An 18,834-nucleotide genomic window follows, 5' to 3' on the forward strand; every position below is an offset into this window, starting at 1 on the left:
CACCGCCGCCGTCCCGGCCGCACCACGGCCCCACAGCCACGGCACTGGACGGGCCGTACGCCGTGCCACCGGCAGCTCCTCGGCCGAACGGCACGCTGCCGCAGCAGGCGCATCGCGCGGCGCTTCGCCCTGTTGTCGCGCGTGCCCCACGGTCGGCTGCTTCCGCTTCATCACCCCGTCATGGTCGATCACGAGGAACCGGCGTCAGGGACGCCGTCGCCGCCGGTAGCCGACACATCCTGCGGTTGAGCCCTTTTCGCGGCCACGACGGCGCCGCTTTCCTGATCCGCCCTTTCCCGGCCGCCACCGGCACAGGCAGGGTTGGGGGGATCCGCACCCTGGTTGGGGGATCGGCGTACTCAGTGCCGGTCAAGCGGGCAGAGCAAGGGACTTCAGGGAAAGAAAGGGCGGGCGCGGCAGTGGCTGCCGCGCCCGCCCTCAGCGGATCGGACCTATCGGCCGGTTGCGGTGCGCTCCAGACGGAGCGTCAGGATCTGGAAGGGGCGCAGTTCCACGGTGACCCCGCCGTTCCCGTCGACGTCCGCCTGGGTCAGCGGTCGCTCCAGCAGGTCGGTGACGTGGGCGCCCGCGAGCGGGAAGCCCGTGCGCAGCGTGCCGGTGGCACGCCCGCCGCGCGACTCGTAGAGCCGCACCACCACGTCGCCCGACTCGTCGTCGGCGAGCTTCACGGCCTCGACGGTCACGCCCTCGCCGTCGACGGAGACGACCGGCTCCGGGGCGCCCGCCGCGTCCGCCACCCGCAGCGGCAGGTTGAGCGCGTAGCCCTCCGCGACCGCGTCCCCGATGCTCGCGCCGGGCAGCAGGGAGTACGTGAAGCGGTGTCGTCCCTGGTCCGCCCCCGGGTCGGGGACGCGCGGGGCACGCACCAGGCTGAGGCGGACCGTGGTGGTCGTACCGCCGTCCTCGCGGACCGTGCGGGAGACGTCGTGCCCGTACGTCGAGTCGTTGATGACCGCGACGCCGTAGCCAGGCTCGCCGATGTGCACCCAGCGGTGGCCGGAGACCTCGAAGCGGGCTGCCTCCCAACTGGTGTTGGTGTGGGTGGGCCGCTGGACGTGGCCGAACTGGATCTCCGCGGAGGAGTGCGGCGCCCGGATGTCCACCGGGAAGCCCGCCTTGAGGATCTTCTCCGCCTCGTGCCAGTCGATGTCGGTCTCGATGTCGATACGGGGGCTGCCGGCCCGGACGGTGATCGTCTGCGTGATGCGCGAGCCCTTGCCGAAGGCACGCTCGACACGGATCGCGGCGATGAGCGGGTCCTCCTCGACGACCGTGACGGACTCGGCGTCCAGGAGGTCCGTGTACCGGTTCTTGTAGTGCTTGTCGATGTCCCAGGCGTCCCAGTAGTTCGGGAGGTCGGTGTGCAGACGGAGCAGGTTGCCCTTGTCCGCGAGGACTTCGCGGTTCGCCCGCAGGTCGCGTACGGAGGACAGGGTCCCGTCCTCGGCGACCTCGACCCGCACCAGCCCGTTGTCGAGGACGCGTCCGTCGACCGTCACGGGCCGCGCGGGCCCGGCGGCCCCGACGGGTGCGCTGCCGCTCGCCGGGACCTCCACGTACGCCGGTGCGCCCTCGGCCGTACGGACCACCTCGGCGCGGTCGTACGGGCTCGTGTTGAAGACACGGGCCGCGCCACCGCCCAGCGCGGCGACGGCCTCGGCCGTCATCTCCTCCAGTTCCTGAGCGACACGCGCGTATTCGGCCTCCGCCTCGCGGTGCACCCAGGCGATCGACGATCCCGGCAGGATGTCGTGGAACTGGTGCAGCAGCACCGTCTTCCACAGCCGGTCCAGCTTCTCGTACGGGTAGGAGTAGCCCGGCGCGTGCAACGCTGCCGTCGTGGCCCACAACTCGGCCTCGCGGAGCTTGTGTTCGCTGCGCCGGTTGCCCTGCTTGGTGCGGGCCTGGGAGGTGTAGGTGGCACGGTGCAGTTCCAGGTAGAGCTCACCGAACCAGACCGGGGCGTCCGGGTACTCCTCGCGGGCCTTGGCGAAGAACGCGTCGGGGTGTTCGACCTCGACCTTCGCGGAGCCCTCCAGGTCCTTCAGGCGCCGGGCCCGCTCCATGACCTCGCGGGTGGGGCCGCCGCCGCCGTCACCCCAGCCGAAGGGAGCGAGCGAGCGCGTCGCACCGCCCTTCTCCTGGTAGTTGCGCACCGCACGGGACATCTCCTCGCCGCTGAAACGGGCGTTGTAGGTGTCGACCGGCGGGAAGTGGGTGAAGATCCGGGTGCCGTCGATGCCCTCCCACCAGAAGGTGTGGTGCGGGAACTTGTTGGTCTGGTTCCAGGAGATCTTCTGGGTGAGGAACCACTCGTTGCCGGCGAGCTTGGCGAGCTGCGGGTATGCCGCGTTGTAGCCGAAGGAGTCCGGCAGCCACACGCCCTTGGTCTCGATGCCGAAGTGCTCGATGAAGAACCGCTTGCCGTGGATGAGCTGGCGGGCGACGGCCTCACCGCCGGGCAGGTTGCCGTCGGCCTCGACCCACATGCCGCCGACCGGCGCCCACTGGCCCTTCTTCACCGACTCCTGGATGCGGGCCCACACCTGCGGGTAGTTGTCGCGCACCCACTCGTACTGCTGGGCCTGCGAGCAGGCGAAGACGAACTCCTCGTACTCGTCGGCCAGTGAGGTGACGTTCGAGAAGGTGCGGGAGGTCTTCCGCTTGGTCTCGCGGATCGGCCACAGCCAGGCCGAGTCGATGTGCGCGTGGCCGACACCGGAGACGGTGTGGGCACTGGCGTGCGCGGGCTTGGACAGCACCGGCGCGAGCGCGGCGCGGACGTGGGCCGCCGAGCCGGAGATGTCGTCCAGGTCGAGCAGGTCCATCGCCCGGTCCAGGGCGTGCATGATCTCGTGCCGGCGCGGGTCGTGCTCGGCGAGTTCCAGCATCAGTTCGTACAGCACCTCGATGTCGAGGTCCAGGTGCCAGACGTTTTCGTCCAGGACGGCGAGGTCGGCGCGCTTGAAGGTGTACAGGGGCTTGTCGCCGGCGGTGAGGACGTCACCCAGCGGGGTCGGGCCCGCGAAGTCGCCTGCGAGGATGTCCGGGTTGGAGGCGGCCTCGACGAGGTAGTGGATCTCCTCACCGCCCGCCGCGGGGTTGGCGATCGGCACGTACTGGTTGAGCGGGTTGACCGCCTTCAGCGGGGTGCCGTCGTGCAGGTGGACCAGGGCCTCGGCCTGGTTGCCCGGCCAGTCGCCCACGAAGCCGAGGTCGATGACCGTCTCGACGCGCTTGCCGGCCCACTCGGCGGGCACCTGTCCGCTCATCCGGAACCAGGTCGTGCCCCAGGGCGGTCCCCAGGGGGTGTCCATCGCGAACGGCTCGTACGGGGCCGCCGCGGCCTCGTCGAACGGGACCGGCTCGCCCGGGGCCTGCCATGCCTCGACCGCGAGGGGGGCGGTGGCCGCGTAGATCGCGGGCTTGATGCGCTGGTTGTGGAGACGCGCTACGCGCTCCTCGATCCGGCGGCGTTCGTCATGCATGAAATGTCTCCAGAGAGGGCCAGAAAGCGTCTACTTGAGGTAGGCCAGACCGGGGTGGACGGCGGTGTAGCCGTCGACCAGCCGGCGGGCCACGTTGACGGAGTCGACGAGCGGGTGCTGTGCGAACGCCTTCACGGCGGTCGTGCGCGAGCCCGACTCCGCCGCGGACATGACCTCCCGCTCGACCGCCTTCACCGCGCAGACCAGGCCGGTGGCGTGGCCGGGCAGCGGGGCGACGGTGACCGGGTGCGCACCGTTGGCGTCGACCAGGCAGGGGACCTCGATGACGGCCTCGGCATCCAGTACCGACAGGGTGCTGCGGTTGCGCACGTTGAGGATCAGGGTGGCGCGCTCGTCACGGGCGATGGCCCGCATCAGGGCCAGGGCCACCCTCTCGTAGCCGCCGGAGAGGTCGTCGGCGTCGCGTTCGCCCGCGCCCGCCGTCTCCCGGTTCTCCGCCATGTACGTCGCCTCGCGCTCGGCGCGGGTATGGTCCCAGGTCGCCAGGGCCTCGGCGTCCGGGCGCTTCATCTCCTCGTAGAAGTGCGCCTGCTGGTCGCGCAGGAAGGCGCCACGGGTCTTCTCCGCCTGCTGGTAGGAGCGAACGGTCTCCCGGTTGAAGTAGTAGTAGTGCAGGTACTCGTTCGGGATCGCACCGAGGGACTGCAGCCACTCGACGCCGAAGAGCTTGCCCTCCTCGAAGGAGCCGAGCAGGTCGCGGTCGGCGAGCAGGCGCGGCAGCTCGTCACGGCCGGCGACGCGCAGGCCGCGCACCCAGCCGAGGTGGTTGAGGCCGACGTAGTCGATCCACGCCTGCTGCGGGTCGGCGCCGAGTACGCGGGCGATACGGCGGCCCAGACCGACCGGGGAGTCACAGATGCCGATGACGCGGTCGCCGAGGTGGCGGGACATGGCCTCGGTGACCAGGCCGGCCGGGTTGGTGAAGTTGATGACCCAGGCGTCCGGGGCCAGGCGGGCCACCCGCCGCGCGATGTCGACCGCGACGGGCACGGTCCGCAGGCCGTAGGCGATGCCTCCCGCCCCGACCGTCTCCTGGCCCAGCACGCCCTCCGTCAGTGCCACCCGCTCGTCGTTCGCCCGGCCCTCCAGGCCACCGACCCGGATCGCGGAGAAGACGAAGTCGGTGCCGCGCAGGGCCTCGTCGAGGTCGGTGGTGGCGATCACCTCGGGCGCGTCGGGCACGCCCGCCGCCTGCTCGGCCAGCACCCGGGTCACGGCCGACAGCCGCCCGGCGTCCAGGTCGTGCAGCACGACACGGGTGACCCTGCCCTCCCCGTGGTCCGTCAGGAGCGCCCCGTACACGAGCGGCACCCGGAACCCGCCACCGCCCAGAATCGTCAGCTTCACGTCTGTACCTTTCCTGCCACGATCACCTCGACGTCCGCCTCCTCCAGCGAGGAGCGCGTCGCCGCGTTCACCGGTGCGTCCGTCACCACCACGTCCAGTTCCCCGGGATCACAGACCTTCGCCATCCCGGTACCCGGAAACTTCGCCGAGTCGGCGAGCAGAGCGACCTTGTCACCGGTCTTGATCATGGCCCGCTTCACCGGCACCTCGACGACCGTCGTGTCCATCACCTGTCCGCCCGGCCGCACCCCGCTGGTGCCGAGGAAAAGCCAGTCGGCGTGCAGCTGGCGCAGGTTGTCCTCGGTGAGGAATCCGACCAGGGAGCGGTACTCACGGCGGACCATGCCGCCGAGCAGGACCAGCTCGATGCTCTCGTCGTCGGCCAGCTCCTCGTAGACCACCAGGTTGCTGGTGATCACGGTGAGCCGGCGGCCGTGCAGCTGCCGGGCCAGCCGGTAGGCGGTGGTGCCGATGTCCAGCAGCACCGACTGACCATCTTTGATCAGTTCCGCGGCGCGCACGGCTATGGCGTCCTTCTCGGGGACGCGCATCTCGGCGACCTCGGCGAAGGGCTGGTCGCCCTCGTCGACGACAGCGCCGCCGTGCACCCGCGTGAGCAAGCCGTCCTCCTCCAGCTTGACCAGGTCACGCCGGATGGTGGCAGGGCTCACACCGAGTTGTTCGGAGAGATCGGTCACGGCCGCGGGGCCGCCGGAGCGCAGGGCTCGCAGGATGAGTTGGTGTCTACGTTCGGCCAGCACGTGCTGAACACTACTCGTCATCTTCAATCATTTCTACGCTCACTTCTGCTCGGGCATTGACCAATCTCGGCCGAGTAGCGCACCATTCCGGTCACCGAAATGAAAAGTTTTGACGAGAGGACGTTCACGTGGACGACGACCGGCCCGATGTGCTGCTGACCGGGCTGCTCTTCTACGACCTCGTCCTCACGGGGCTGGGCAAGCCTCCGACGCCCGGCGAGGAGATCTGGACGGCCGGGATGGGCAGCAGCCCCGGCGGCATCGCCAACCTGGCGGTGGCCGCTTCCCGGTTCGGACTCAGAACCTCCCTGGCCACGGTCTTCGGGGACGACTTCTACGGAACGTACTGCCGGGACGTCCTCGCCGGCCAGGAAGGCGTCGACCTCTCGCTCTCCCGTACGGCGCACGGCTGGCACACCCCGGTCACCGTCTCGCTCGCGTACGGGCACGACCGGGCCCTTCTCACCCACGGCCAGGAGCCCCCGTACTCGCAGGACGCGCTGATCGGCGACCCGCCCGAGGCGCGCACCGCCCTCGTGCACATCGAGGCCGAGCCGCGCGCATGGCTCGCCAAGGCGGCCGCGAACGGCACGGAGATCTACGCCGACGTCGGCTGGGACCCCTCCCAGCAGTGGTCCTCGGACCTCCTGGACCAGCTCTCCCTGTGCCACGCCTTCCTCCCCAACGAGACCGAGGCGATGGCGTACACCCGAACCGACAGCGCGGGCGCGGCGCTCGGCAAGCTCTCGGAGCTGGTGCCGGTGGCCGTGGTCACCCGCGGCGGCGACGGCGCGATCGCCGTCGACCAGACGACCGGCGAGTACGCGGAGGTCCCGGCCCTCGACGTCGACGTCCTGGATGCGACCGGAGCCGGGGACGTCTTCGGTGCGAGCTTTGTCACAGCGTCGCTCGGCGGCTGGTCACTCTCGGAGCGGCTGCGGTTCGCGGTGCTCGCCGCCGGACTGTCCGTGCAGCACCACGCCGGAGCGCTGGCGGCCCCCGGCTGGTACGGCGTCGACCGCTGGTGGCGCTCACTGACCGACCCCGAGCTGAAGCGGGCGTACGCCTTCCTGGCGGAGCGGCTGCCGAAGGATCCGGGTCCTGCGATCACCCACGCCCCCGTCACACCTCCCGCAAGGCAGTACTGACCTTCGTACACATTCGTGCATTTTGCGTAGTTCTGAACAGATCCGAAAGGCGGTGGGAGCAGTGCAGCTCTCACGAAGAGGCATGCTGCGCGCAGGCCTGGCCGGTACGGCTGCCACGGCGCTCGGCGGCCTGGCGTCCGCCTGTGCCGTTCCGACCGGTTCCACCGGCCGGAACATGGTCCTGTGGTACTGGGACGGCGGCCTCGGCGACACGGTCGTCAAGAACGCCAAGACCCGCTACGACTCCACGGTGGACCTCCAGGCCATCAAGATCGGCGGCTACTACCGGTCGAAGCTGCTCACCACGCTGACAGGCCGGGCCCGCATACCCGACATCGCGGGCCTCAAGGGCGAGGACATGGCGTCCTACCTGCCCGACGCCGACCAGTTCATCGACCTGCGCACCCTCGGCGCGGAGAAGTACCGGAGCCAGTACCTGCCGTGGAAGTGGCAGCAGGGCATCGCCGACGACGGCACCATGGTCGGCTTTCCGATCGACTGCGGTCCGGTGGCGCACTACTACCAGTACGCCGTGTTCCAGCAGGCGGGCCTGCCGTACGAACCTGCGGACGTCTCCCGGGAGCTGAACACCTGGGAGAAGTTCTTCACAGCGGGCGAGCAGCTGAAGAAGCGGGTCCCGGGCACCTTTCTGCTCACCGACATCAACAGTGTCTTCGTGAACGTGGTGCAGCAGGGCAGCAAGCGGTACGTCGACAAGGACCGCAACTTCATCGGTGACCAGCAGCATGTCCGCGACGCCTGGGCGCTGGCCGTGGAGGCCAGGCAGCGCAAGATCGTCTCAAATCTCGTCAGCGGCACGCCGGACTGGTTGTCGGCCGTCGAGGACGGCAAGCTGCCGAGCAATCTGAACGCCTCCTGGGCGATGTACGACCTCAAGAGCGGTGTACCGAAGACCGAGGGCAAGTGGCGTGTGGCGCAGATGCCGGTGCGGCCCTCCAACATCGGCGGCTCGTTCCTGGCGATCACCAAGGCGTGCCGCGAGCCGGAGAAGGCGTTCGAGATCATCACCTGGATGCTCAACGCGGCCAACCAGGGCCAGGGTTACGCCGACGCGGGTCTCTTCCCCTCCACCCCCGCCTCGTACCAGCTGGGACAACTGCGAGAGTCGAACCCCTTCTTCGGCGGTCAGGTCACCACCGATGTCTTCGGACCCGCCGCGCAGAGGATCGCCGTCGCCTACAACAGCCCGTACGACGTGGCGCTCTCGCAGCCCATCCTCGACGAGATCAAGAACGTCGGCGTCCTCGGCAAGGACCCGAAGAAGGCATGGAGTGACGCCATGAGCAAGTGCCGGCGCATCGCTGATCACCTGGGGGTGAGCCGCTGATGGCCACTGCCTCCACGCTGGACGAGCCCCCGGCGGTCCTGGCGGACGCACCCGCCGTGCGGCCCAAGAAGGGCTTCCGCAAGTACTGGCACCTGTACGCCGCGATCTCCCCCTTCTACCTCCTCTTCCTCGCCTTCGGCCTGATCCCCGTCGGCTTCTCGCTCTACGTCTCCCTGCACCGCTGGGACGGCCTCGGGTCGATGGAGTGGGCGGGCCTGTCGCAGTACCAGTACCTGCTGGGCGACAGCGACTTCTGGCAGTCGGTCGGGAACACACTCCTCATCTGGGCCCTGGCCACCTTCCCCATGATCTTCCTGGCGATGGTGACGGCCGTGATGCTCAACTCGGCGGTCCGCTTCAAGAACGTCTACCGCTTCGCCTACTTCCTGCCGAGCGTCACCTCGGTCGTGGCCGTCGCGATCATCTTCGGCTCGGTGTTCTCCACCAACTTCGGTCTGGTCAACGCCCTGTTGCGGGCGGTGGGACTGGACCAGGTGGCATGGCTGAACACCCCGTGGGGCATCAAGGTCGCCATCGCGGCACTGATGACCTGGCAGTGGGTCGGCTACAACGCGCTGATCTTCCTCGCCGGTCTGCAGACCATCCCGGGCGAGGTGTACGAGGCGGCGCGGGTGGATGGCGCCGGGCCCGTGCAGACCTTCTTCCGGATCACGCTGCCGATGATGCGGCCGACGCTGCTGTTCGTGATGGTCGTCTCGACCGTCACCGGCCTGCAGAGCTTCTCCGAACCGCAGGTGCTGCTCCAGAACGCCTCCAACGAGTCGACGTTCTCGGGCGGTCCCGGCCACGGCGGCCGGACCATGGTCCTCTACTTCTTCCAGCAGACCTTCGACAACAACGACTTCGGCTACGGCGCCGCCGTGGCCTGGGGCATCTTCCTCGTCGTCATCCTCTTCTCGATCATCAACTGGCGCCTGGTGCAGCGCCGGGGCGAAGACTAGTGAGGCCGGTCACCATGGCATCCATCCAAGGCACACGGCAGCCGAAGGGCATCCGGGGCACCCGGAGCCGGGGCATCGCCCTGCATGCCGTCCTGATCGTCGGGCTCCTGCTGTCGGCCTTCCCGTTCTACTGGGCCGTGATCATGTCGACGCGCTCGTCGACGGAGATCTTCTCGTACCCGCCGAAGCTGCTTCCGGGTTCCCAGTTCCTGCAGAACGTGCGCCACCTCTTCGAGAACGTCGACTTCTTCGGCTCGATGTTCAACTCGCTGCTGGTGGCGACCTCCGTGACGTTCCTGGTCCTGCTGTTCGACTCGCTGGCGGCCTTCGTCTTCGCCAAGTTCGACTTCCCCGGTCGCAAGGTGCTGTTCGCCCTGCTCATGGTCATCTTCATGGTGCCGGGGCAGCTGGCGGCCATCCCGCAGTTCGTGATCATGGCGAAGATCGGCTGGATCGGCTCGATGACCTCGCTCATCGTCCCGGCCGCGGCCAACGCGTTCGGCATCTTCTGGATGCGCCAGTACATGCGGGGCGCCATCCACGACGAACTGCTCGACGCCTCGCGGATCGACGGTGCCGGATTCCTGCGCCAGTGGTGGTCCGTGGCCCTCCCGGTCGTCCGCCCCGGCCTCGCCTTCCTCGGCATCTTCACCTTCATGGGCCAGTGGAACGACTACGCCTGGCCCCTGATCGCCCTCACCAACCCGGACAACGTCACCCTCCAGGTCGCGCTGTCCCAGCTCAACGGCAGCCACGGCACCACCGACTACGGAATGGTCATGACCGGAGCCCTGCTCGCTCTCATCCCGCTGCTGATCGTGTTCGCGATCGGCGCCAAGCAGATCATCGGTGACCTGAGCAAGGGGGCCATCCGTTGATGAGCCGCGATCCCCTTTTCGCCCTCCGTCCCTGGGAGGCACCCGAGGTGACCTCCTGGGGGCGGCTGCCGATGTGCGCGGTCGACCGTCGTTCCGGAGCACTCTCGCTGGACGGCGAGTGGCGCTTCCAACTGCTGCCCTCCCCCGACTCCCCCGTCACCGGAGACTGGTCGTCCCAGCACGTCCCCGGCGCCTGGACCCTTCAGGGCACGGACGACCTGCCGCAGTACACCAACGTCCGTATGCCGTTTCCCGAGTTCCCGCCCGGATCTCCCGCGGCCAACCCGACCGGCGTCCACGAGCGTGAGGTGGATGTGCCCGGCGAGTGGGCCGGCCGCCGGATCGTGTTGCAGGTCGGCGCCGCCGAGAGCGTACTGCTCGTCCATGTCGACGGGCGGCCGGTCGGCGTCTCCAAGGACTCCCACCTCGCGGCCGAGTTCGATCTGTCCGGCGTCGTACGCCCCGGAGAGCGCGCCACCGTACGCCTGACCGTCGTGAAGTGGTCGGACGCCTCGCACATCGAGGACCAGGACCAGTGGTGGCACGGGGGCGTCACGCGCTCGGTCCTGCTGTACGCGACGGATCCGCTGCACCTCGCGGACGTGACCGTGCGGGCCCGGGTCGACGGCGAACTGCGCGTGGACTGCCGGGTGCGGGACGCGGGCGGCGCGCTGCCCGAGGGCTGGCACGTCACCGGCGAACTGGACGGTCGGCTCATCGCCCAGGACACGGAGTTCGACCGCGCCAACGCGGAGGACGAACGGGTCTCCGACTTCCTCGGCGAGGTCCGCCTGGCGGCGACCGTACCCGAGGTGCGGGTGTGGACCGCCGAGACCCCCGAGTTGTACGACCTGACCGTGCGGCTGCACCGGGCCGACGGCTCGGTCGCCGACACCTCCCACCACCGGATCGGCTTCCGCGAGGTGGAGATCCGCGGCCGGGACCTCCTGCTCAACGGCGAACGGATCTACATACGCGGCGTCAACCGCCATGACTTCCATCCGCTGACCGGACGTACGGTGACGCATGAGGAGATGCGCGCGGATCTGGTGACGCTGAAGCGGTTCGGCTTCAACGCGATCCGCACCTCCCACTACCCGAACGACCCGTCCCTGTACGACCTCGCCGACGAGCTGGGCTTCTACGTCGTGGACGAGGCGGACATCGAGTCGCACGACCACGCCCACGAGATCGCCGACGACCCCCGGTACCTGAACGCCTTCGTGGACCGCGTCTCGCGCATGGTGCTGCGCGACAAGAACCATCCGTCGGTGATCATCTGGTCGTTGGGCAACGAGTCCGACTACGGCGCCAACCACGACGCGGCGGCGGGCTGGCTGCGCCGCCACGATCCGACGCGGCCGGTGCAGTACGAGGGCGCGGCCAAGCTCGGCTGGGGTGACCCCACGCTCGCCTCGGACATCGCCTGCCCCATGTACGCGCCGATCGAGGACTGCGTCGCGCACGCCCTGTCCGGCGAGCAGACCAAGCCGCTGATCCAGTGCGAGTACTCGCACGCCATGGGCAACAGCAACGGCACGCTCGCCGACCACTGGGCCACCATCGAGTCCACCCCGGGCCTGCAAGGCGGCTTCATCTGGGAGTTCTGGGATCACGGCATCCTCCAACGCGTGAGCGACGGAAAACCGGCCGGACGGGGTGGTGCCGGACTGTACGAGAACGGTGCCACCGCGCCCGGCCACCGCTGGGCGTACGGCGGCGACTTCGGGGACGAGCCGAACGACGGCGTGTTCTGCGCGGACGGGATGGTGTTCCCGGACCGCACGCCCAAGCCCGCGATGTACGAGCATCGGGAGATCGCGGCGCCCGTGCGCCTCCAGCACATCGAGCACGAGGGCATCGTCATCGGTAACCACCAGCACTTCCGTGACCTTGACTGGCTGGCCGCCGAGTGGGAACTGTCGCTCGCCGACGGCGGCACCCTGACGGCCCCGGCCGAGCTGCCCGACCTGCGTCCGGGCGGGACGGCGGCGGTGCCGCTGCCGTTCGAGCTGCCGGCGGACGGGGGCGAGGCATGGCTGACCCTGCGGGTGACGACCGCGCGGGACGAGCCGTGGGCGCCGCGCGGCACGGTGGTGTGCCTGCCTCAGGTGCGGCTGCGGACAGCGCCCGAGAGCGAGCCCGTCCCGGTCGCGGACCGCGGCGTCGAGGTCGACGAGGACGGGCTGCTCGTCCATCCCCTGCTCACGGCCGCGCCCATGCTGTCGCTGTGGCGGGCGCCCACGGACAACGACGAGCTGGGCGGCATGGGGCCGCGCTGGCGGGCCTGGGGGCTCGACGTGCTGGAGCGCAAGGTCGTCGAGGTGCGCAGATCGGGCGGGAGCGTGACCGTGCTCGCCGAGTACGCCACCGAGGTGGGCGTCGTCCGTCATATGCAGGTGTTCACACCGGGCGAGGACGGCATCCGCGTCGAGGAGTCGGCCGAGTTGCCGGACGCCCTGGGCGATGTGGCACGGGTCGGCTCCGTCTTCGAGACGGTCGCGGGACTCGACCTGATGGAGTGGTACGGGCCGGGCCCCTGGGAGTCGTATCCGGACCGCAGTACGGGGGCGCCCGTCGGCCACCACTCCGGGACCGTGGACGAGCTGTTCACCCCGTATCTGCGTCCGCAGGAGAGCGGCGGCCGGCACGGCGTACGGCACTTCACGCTGTCCGCTCCGGACGCCACCGGTCTCACGGTCCGGCTGGACGAGCCCCGGCAGGTGTCGGTGACCCGCTACCGCGCCGAGGACCTGACCCGCGCCCGGCACCACGACGAACTGGCGCCACGCGCGGGGTGCGTGGTGCACATCGACGCCGCTCACCGGGGTCTGGGCACCGCCTCGTGCGGCCCCGACACATCCGCGCCGTATCTCGTCCCGCCGGGTGTCCACCGCTGGAGCTGGACCCTGCGTGCCACTCAGCTCTCGGCGAACCTGAGAAACGGAGCCACGCTGCGCAGTTTTTCGCAGGTCTCCTCGATCTCCCGCTCGGGGCTGGACTGACCGGTGACCCCGGCGCCGGCCCGCAGCCACGCCTCGTTCCCCGCACCGATGAGGGTACGCAGTACGAGGGCGGCGTCCAGGGTGCCCCCGGTACTCCCCCGGAACACGGCGCCGCCGTACAGCCCCCGTGGTCCCTGCTCGTGGCGGACCAGGGCCTGGAGCGCGGCGCGTCTGGAGACGCCGGTGGCGGTGATCGCGGGGAAGAGGGAGGCGCAGGCGTCCCACGGTCCGGCGTCCGGCCGCAGTCGGCCCCTCACCCGTGTGGCGAGGTGCTGCACCGATCCGCGTGTCCTGACGGCCATGAACTCCTCGACCGCGACGGAGCCGGATCGGCACACGGCCGCCATCTCGTCCCAGCCGAGACGGACGGACACGGCGTGTTCATGTATCTCCTTGGGGTCACTGAGCAGTTCCGCGCGCAGGCGCTCGTTCTTGGCCGGGTCGGCGCCGAGCGCGCGGGTGCCCGCGAGCGGCTGGGTGCTGACGCGTCCGTCCTCCCCGACCTCCAGAACGGTCTCGGGGCTGAACCCGGCCGCCCGGTAACCGCCGAGATCCATGAGGCAGGAGCGTGCCGGTGTGTTGGGCCGGCGGCCCGCGAGGTAAGTGGCGGGGAAGTCCGGGCGGGGCTCGGCGGGCAGCGGGACCTTCCTGGAGACCACTGCCCTCTCCAGGAGCCCCGCATGAATGTCCGCGACCGTCCGGGACACGGTACGGCCGTAGGCGGCGGTGCCGGCGGCGATGACGCCCTCGGTGCTCTCCGGCGTTGTTTCGCCGTGAGCGGTCCGTCCTCGCGGGGACTCCGCGAGGAGGTCGGCGACCTTGCGTGCCCATGCTTCGTCCACCGCGCGGACCACCGTCCGGTCGACGGTGAGGGTCACGTCGACGGACGGGATCATCGCGTGCAGCAGGGGCTGGTCTTAGGCGGTTGCCGGGTCCGCGTGGAGGAGGTGGGCGAGTTCGAAGGCCGCCCAGCCGTAGAAGTGGCGTCCTTCGTCGCCGGCGTCGTGCAGGACGGACAGGGCGGTGGCGAACGTCGTCAGTGGTTTCCGGTCGGTGCGCGAAGTCCAGGTCCGTCCGGCGGACCGCGCGGTGCGGGCGCCGGCGTCGGCGGTGATGCTCACGGCCGACCCCGCCGCGAAGTGCCAGACGCCGCCCTCCCCCTCGTACACCATGTATTGGTCGGCGAGTCCCGCCTGTGCGAGGCGGGTGGCGGTCGCCGCCGGGTGGGGGCAGGACTCTCGGATGCTCGTGCGGGTGAGCGGGGGTACGGAACTCGCCCACGTCTGCCAGGTGCTCCGGACTCCGGTGGTCATCGTGCCCTGCCTTTCCTTTGCCGCTGTGTCCGGTCGATCGCTGGTGCCGGGTGTGGGGTCACGACGGCGTCGCCTCCAGTCGCCAGCCGTGGGCCTGGGCCCGCCGCTCCCAGAAGGCCGCGTACGTGCCGCCTGCCGCGACCAGTTCCTCGTGGGTGCCCCGTTCGCTGATCTCGCCGTCCTCCAGAACGAGGATCTGGTCGGCACTCGCGACGGTGCTCAGCCGGTGCGCGATGACCAGGAGGGTCTTTCGCTCCGCCAGCGTGCGCACGGCCTCGGCGAACAGCGCCTCGTTCTCCTGGTCGAGGGCAGCGGTGGCCTCGTCGAGGACGAGGATCGAGGCGTCCTTGAGCAGAGCGCGGGCGATGGACACGCGCTGGCGCTGTCCGCCGGACAGTCGCGCGCCGCCCTCCCCCACCTTCGTGGCCCAGCAGTCGGGCATCTCCTCGATCACGCGGTCGAGCCCGGACAGGGCCGCCGCCGTGTCCAGTTCGCCAGGGCTCGCGTCGGGGGCGGCGATCCGGACGTTCTCCTCGATGGTGCCGTCGAAGAGGTAGACGTCCTGGAACACGAGGGCGACGTGGGCTGCCAGGTCGTCGGGGGCGATCTCGCGGACGTCGGCGCCCCCGACGCGGACGGTGCCCTCGGTGGTGTCCCGGAAACGGGCCAGCAGGCCGGCGATCGTGGTCTTGCCCGCGCCGGAGGGCCCGACCAGGGCCGTCATGCTGCGCTCGGGCAGGCGGAAGGTCACGTCGTTCAGGACCGGCCGTGCCGCCGCTCCCTGCGCCGACCCGCTGTCGTAGCGGAAGCCGGCCCCACCCGCAGCCTGGCTGTCGATTCGGTCAGGAAGGGCACTCCACAGCGGCGACGCCTCAGGACGCGAACTGGTCGACCCTCTGCTGTCCCATCACCATCAGCCCCCTGATGCTCTCCCTGCTTCCCCAGCCGGCGTGCTTCGGTGCTGGGCGTCGCACATCTCTCGGACGAGTCCTGCCACATCACACGGCCGCAAACTCCAGGGCAACTGAGGCCAGTGGGCGGTGGATTGGACCCACCTGGCGGGTGTCACGGAGCGGGAGGCGGTGGGAGCTGGGTTGAAGTGTGGTCCCGGTAGTCCCTTGGCGTTATGCCATAGGCGTTGCGGAACACACGGCTGAAGTCCGCGGCTCGCGGAAAACCCCAGCGAGAGGCAATTACGTGGATGGGGGTGCTGCGTAATGTGGGGTCGGCCATGTCCCGGCGGGCGTTCGCCAGACGTTGCTCACGGATCCACGATGAGACGGTGACGCCCTCTCCCTGGAAGACACGGTGCAGGTAGCTGACGGAGATGTGGTGCGCGGCGGCAATGGCCGGCGGGGCTAGTTGGGGATCTTGCAGGTGCTGGCGGATGAATGCCTGGATCTGCAGGACCAGAGCGCGCCGGGCGCTGCGGGGCGCACTGCTGTCGTCCGCGTCGAGGTGATGGGCGAACAGCGCGGTCAGCAGTTCGAGGAGTACCGCCTCCAGCCGCGGACCGTCGGACGAGCGGTAGGAGCCGGTGTCCTGGGTCAGTTGCAGGAGGAATCCCGACAGCAGGGCCCCGACGCCTTCCCGGCCCGGTAACCGTTGAGTAAGGAGGCGGTCCATCCAAGGAGCGGGCAGCGGAAATCCGGCCTTGGGCACGTCGGCTCCGATCAAGGAAACCGATGGGCTGCCGAGGAGACGAAGGTGAACGGGCCGGGATGAGTCCAGGACGTGCATGTCGAAGGGACCGTGGACGGCTTCCCGGCCGGCCTGGGCCACTTCGTTTCCGCCACTGAGCGGCAGGATCAGCGTGTAGACCCCAGGATCGGACTGACGGACGAGGTCCGGTGTACGCCGGATGGTCGCGGGGTCCACGACTGTGGACCACACACGTGAGCCACCGAGCCTGAGCAAGCGTGTCTCCGCCCGGAAACCGTCCCCTTGGTTACTGCTGGAGCCGAGAGGGGAGACATCCCTGCCCAGTCGTTTGCGCCACGCATCGAAGCGATCGGCCGAGGGCACGTCGTTGCTCCGGAACACCTTCTCGATCATCAAAAACCCCGTTTGGATGCGGCCGTGCAGGGACGAGGGACGCTGGTCAAACGTCTCTGGTCACTAACTATTCAGCTAAAATCGAAGGTCAATCCCTGGGGCGGAGGCTAAATTCACCCGAGCAACCGTGTCAACGGGTGCCGGCCCACAGGCGCCGGATACGGCCAGCCGTGAGACCGCCGCCCGTCCGGCAGTCGGCGTCGCCGCGGGCTCCGCCATCGACCAGTGGCCGCGCTCATTTTGCGCGGATGCAGCCCGCGACTGCTGTGGCACACCGCCCGGCAACTGCCGCGACCGCGCTGTCTCTTCAGCTTGAGTAGACGCATCTCCAAGCCACCGAAGACTCAGCGCTAACGACACCCCCGCGATTCGTGCGGCAGCCTGTTGGTGACTTCGATACGGGCTCTCGGCCACTCCGATCATGACGCCGAGTCGTACCGTAATGAATCCGACCGCAGGAGGAAGAATTGGTGGGGCGGCGATTTTTGGGAGCAACCACATCAGTATTGGCTTGTCTGACTTCATGGACGCTCGCGCCGAGTCCTGTGCAGGCAGCCAGTAATCCGCACTACTGGATGTACACCGAAGGTCACTCGTCAGTATATGAAGGGCCGCACGCCAATACCTCGGTATGCACTTTCGACGCTCGGCCGTGAAGCCGAATCTTGCCGGCGTACCAAAGAAGGGTGATCATGACACGCGCAAAGAAACTCCTGTACTCCATCGGTGTCGCCATCGCCATCGCAGGTGGCGGGGCCGCATCACCTGCGGCAGCGGAAGACCACGCTCCCGTCGCGACTCCGCTGGACGAAGCCATGCCGGTGGCTGCCCCATTGGACGAAGTCATGCCCGTGGCGACACCACTGGATGAGGGCCACACGCCGGTAGTGACACCACTGGACGAAGGCCACCCGCCAGTAGTAACACCACTGGACGAAGGCCACCCACCGGTAGTGACACCACTGGACGCAGCCTGACAGCCCCGCGCCGCCGATTCTGCCTGCCGCTCCAGGATCCGAACCGTCATCGCCCTCAATCAAGAACTCGTGACACGATCATAGTCGGGTTTCTCTTGAGGCGTCTCCAGCAGATGGGGCCGCGGGCCAGAGAGACGAGGCCGTCGTGCAGGTCGAGGCGTCGTTCCCGGCGGACGGCCAGGCACTTGAAGAGGTGCAGGAGCGAGAAGGTATCCGCCGGTAGGTGAAGTGGTGTTTGTTGGCGTGGATCGAGCCGTTGCCTTCGGAGCCGGAGCGGGCCGGTCGCCGGCGTGATCACTCGGAGCAGTCACGGCGACGCGTTCGCCGGGCTGCACGTGCGTGCCACTGTGAACTCCCGGGTCAGCGGCGTGCCTTCAGCCCGTCGATGAGCAGGCAGAGCCCGAACTCGAAGTTGCGGCCGAAGTCCATGTCGGCGAGGGCCGGCAGGGCTCTGGTCAGGTGAGGGTAGTCGCTCCCCGACGTCACCGCGTCCCGCAGCTTCTCCACGCCGGCCAGTCCGCCGTTCTCCGGGGCGGCGGCCGCCTGTTCCTCAAGGGTGTGGCCGACGGTGAAGTTGGCCACCGTGTAGAGGACTCGGGCCGCATCGTCGTCGGAGAAGCCTGCTTCACGCAGCACTCCGATGAACGTGTCGGAGAAGCCGAGGATGCCGGCACCCGTGGAGTGCGTACCGGCGAACACGCGCGCACCGTCGCGGTGGGCGAGCAGAGCGTCGCGCAGCACGCGCGCGAGCGCGGCGAGCCGTGGGCGCTGCCCGGCCTGCTGGACAGCTATGACGCCGAACGGCGCCCGGTCGGCCGGGCAGTCACGGAGAACACCGAGGTCCAGACCCTGCTCGCCGAACTCACCCTCGTCCCGCGGTACGAGCGTCCCGCGGGCGCCCTGCGCCGCCTCTTCGACGACCTCCTCCGCATGGACGAGGTCAACCGGGCCCTCGCCCCGCAGGTCTCCGCCCTCGGAACCGTCTACCGGCCGGTGAACCCGGGGGCCGACCCGCTGGTGGGACGGCGCATGCCCGACATCGGCATCAAGGCCGCCGGGCCCGCGGCACGGGTGTACGACCTGCTGCCCGCAGCCCGATTCGTCCACCTCGACCTCGTGGGCGCCCCCGACACCGCAACGGCCGTCACCGAGGGCTGGGGTCCACGGGTCACCGCGGTGACCGTCACCGCCCACGACGACCACCCGGACCTGAGCGGAGTCAACGAGATCCTGGTACGCCCCGACGGGCATGTCGCCTGGGCGACGCGGACCACCGACACGGCGCACCGCTCCGCCGAGCGACGTGATGCGCTGACAGCCCGGGCCGGACCGCCCGCCCAGTGCGGCAGACAGTGCCTGACGGTAGCCCTGCAAGCGTCCGTCGTGCGCGGGGGAGGGAGTGCTGACAGCAGCCACGAGACATCTCGCGGTGTGAGCTGACCCGTGGGGGCGACGTTCGAGGAGTCGGTGCTGCCGGTACTTCCACACGCGGTGGCGGTGAGACCGAGCG

General features: G+C 69.4%; 12 protein-coding genes and 2 pseudogenes. 6 read left to right on the forward strand and 8 right to left on the reverse strand.

Annotation, left to right across the window (positions count from 1 at the left end; translation table 11 throughout):
- Nucleotides 1-452: 452 nt before the first annotated feature.
- The 3 genes from ACFY2B_RS37525 to ACFY2B_RS37535 are packed head-to-tail and all read right to left on the reverse strand — an operon-like array spanning nt 453 to nt 5,638.
- Entirely contained in the window at nt 453-3,509 is a 3,057-nt protein-coding gene (locus ACFY2B_RS37525; protein ID WP_390767532.1) for an alpha-mannosidase, read from the reverse strand.
- A 30-nt stretch (nt 3,510-3,539) separates the two neighbouring features.
- Nucleotides 3,540-4,877: a 6-phospho-beta-glucosidase gene (locus tag ACFY2B_RS37530; RefSeq protein WP_390767533.1), complete on the reverse strand. Its 1,338-nt coding sequence runs from the start codon at nt 4,875-4,877 to the stop codon at nt 3,540-3,542.
- Nucleotides 4,874-5,638, reverse strand: coding sequence for a DeoR/GlpR family DNA-binding transcription regulator (locus ACFY2B_RS37535; protein ID WP_390767576.1), 765 nt, complete (start codon nt 5,636-5,638; stop codon nt 4,874-4,876). The genes ACFY2B_RS37530 and ACFY2B_RS37535 overlap by 4 nt, the downstream gene beginning before the upstream one ends.
- A gap of 128 nt (nt 5,639-5,766) precedes the next feature.
- On the opposite strand from ACFY2B_RS37535, the gene ACFY2B_RS37540 reads away from it, so the two are divergent.
- From ACFY2B_RS37540 to ACFY2B_RS37560, 5 genes are all read left to right on the forward strand, one after another.
- Nucleotides 5,767-6,786 (forward strand): carbohydrate kinase family protein, encoded by a 1,020-nt coding sequence (locus tag ACFY2B_RS37540; protein ID WP_390767534.1) that lies wholly within the window; start codon nt 5,767-5,769, stop codon nt 6,784-6,786.
- 61 nt (nt 6,787-6,847) lie between these two features.
- Complete coding sequence (locus ACFY2B_RS37545; RefSeq protein WP_390767535.1) at nt 6,848-8,134, forward strand: ABC transporter substrate-binding protein; 1,287 nt, start codon at nt 6,848-6,850, stop codon at nt 8,132-8,134.
- Nucleotides 8,134-9,096 carry a carbohydrate ABC transporter permease gene (locus ACFY2B_RS37550; protein ID WP_390767536.1) on the forward strand — a complete coding sequence of 321 codons (963 nt, stop codon included), beginning with the start codon at nt 8,134-8,136 and terminating at the stop codon, nt 9,094-9,096. The genes ACFY2B_RS37545 and ACFY2B_RS37550 overlap by 1 nt, the downstream gene beginning before the upstream one ends.
- 14 nt (nt 9,097-9,110) lie before the next feature.
- Nucleotides 9,111-9,974 (forward strand): carbohydrate ABC transporter permease, encoded by an 864-nt coding sequence (locus ACFY2B_RS37555; RefSeq protein WP_390767537.1) that lies wholly within the window; start codon nt 9,111-9,113, stop codon nt 9,972-9,974.
- Nucleotides 9,974-12,979 (forward strand): glycoside hydrolase family 2 TIM barrel-domain containing protein, encoded by a 3,006-nt coding sequence (locus ACFY2B_RS37560; protein WP_390767538.1) that lies wholly within the window; start codon nt 9,974-9,976, stop codon nt 12,977-12,979. Before ACFY2B_RS37555 ends, ACFY2B_RS37560 begins: the two co-directional genes overlap by 1 nt.
- Here ACFY2B_RS37560 and ACFY2B_RS37565 read toward each other — a convergent pair.
- The 5 genes and pseudogenes from ACFY2B_RS37565 to ACFY2B_RS37585 form a co-directional block, all read right to left on the reverse strand.
- Nucleotides 12,895-13,875: a salicylate synthase gene (locus ACFY2B_RS37565; protein ID WP_390767539.1), complete on the reverse strand. Its 981-nt coding sequence runs from the start codon at nt 13,873-13,875 to the stop codon at nt 12,895-12,897. The two genes, ACFY2B_RS37560 and ACFY2B_RS37565, sit on opposite strands and share 85 nt — an antisense overlap.
- 21 nt (nt 13,876-13,896) lie before the next feature.
- Nucleotides 13,897-14,292 (reverse strand): hypothetical protein, encoded by a 396-nt coding sequence (locus tag ACFY2B_RS37570; RefSeq protein WP_390767540.1) that lies wholly within the window; start codon nt 14,290-14,292, stop codon nt 13,897-13,899.
- 58 nt (nt 14,293-14,350) lie between these two features.
- Nucleotides 14,351-15,109, reverse strand: a pseudogene (locus ACFY2B_RS37575) (ABC transporter ATP-binding protein); the annotation flags it as partial.
- A gap of 248 nt (nt 15,110-15,357) precedes the next feature.
- Nucleotides 15,358-16,347: a helix-turn-helix domain-containing protein gene (locus ACFY2B_RS37580; RefSeq protein ID WP_390767541.1), complete on the reverse strand. Its 990-nt coding sequence runs from the start codon at nt 16,345-16,347 to the stop codon at nt 15,358-15,360.
- Between the two features lie 1,337 nt (nt 16,348-17,684).
- Nucleotides 17,685-18,065, reverse strand: coding sequence for a TetR/AcrR family transcriptional regulator C-terminal domain-containing protein (locus ACFY2B_RS37585; protein ID WP_390767542.1), 381 nt, complete (start codon nt 18,063-18,065; stop codon nt 17,685-17,687).
- A 21-nt stretch (nt 18,066-18,086) separates the two neighbouring features.
- Here ACFY2B_RS37585 and ACFY2B_RS37590 point away from each other — a divergent pair.
- A pseudogene (locus ACFY2B_RS37590) lies at nt 18,087-18,662 on the forward strand (monooxygenase); the annotation flags it as partial.
- Between the last annotated feature and the right edge of the window lie 172 nt (nt 18,663-18,834).

Source organism: Streptomyces sp. NPDC001270 (assembly GCF_042896695.1).
Classification (GTDB): Bacteria; Actinomycetota; Actinomycetes; order Streptomycetales; family Streptomycetaceae; genus Streptomyces.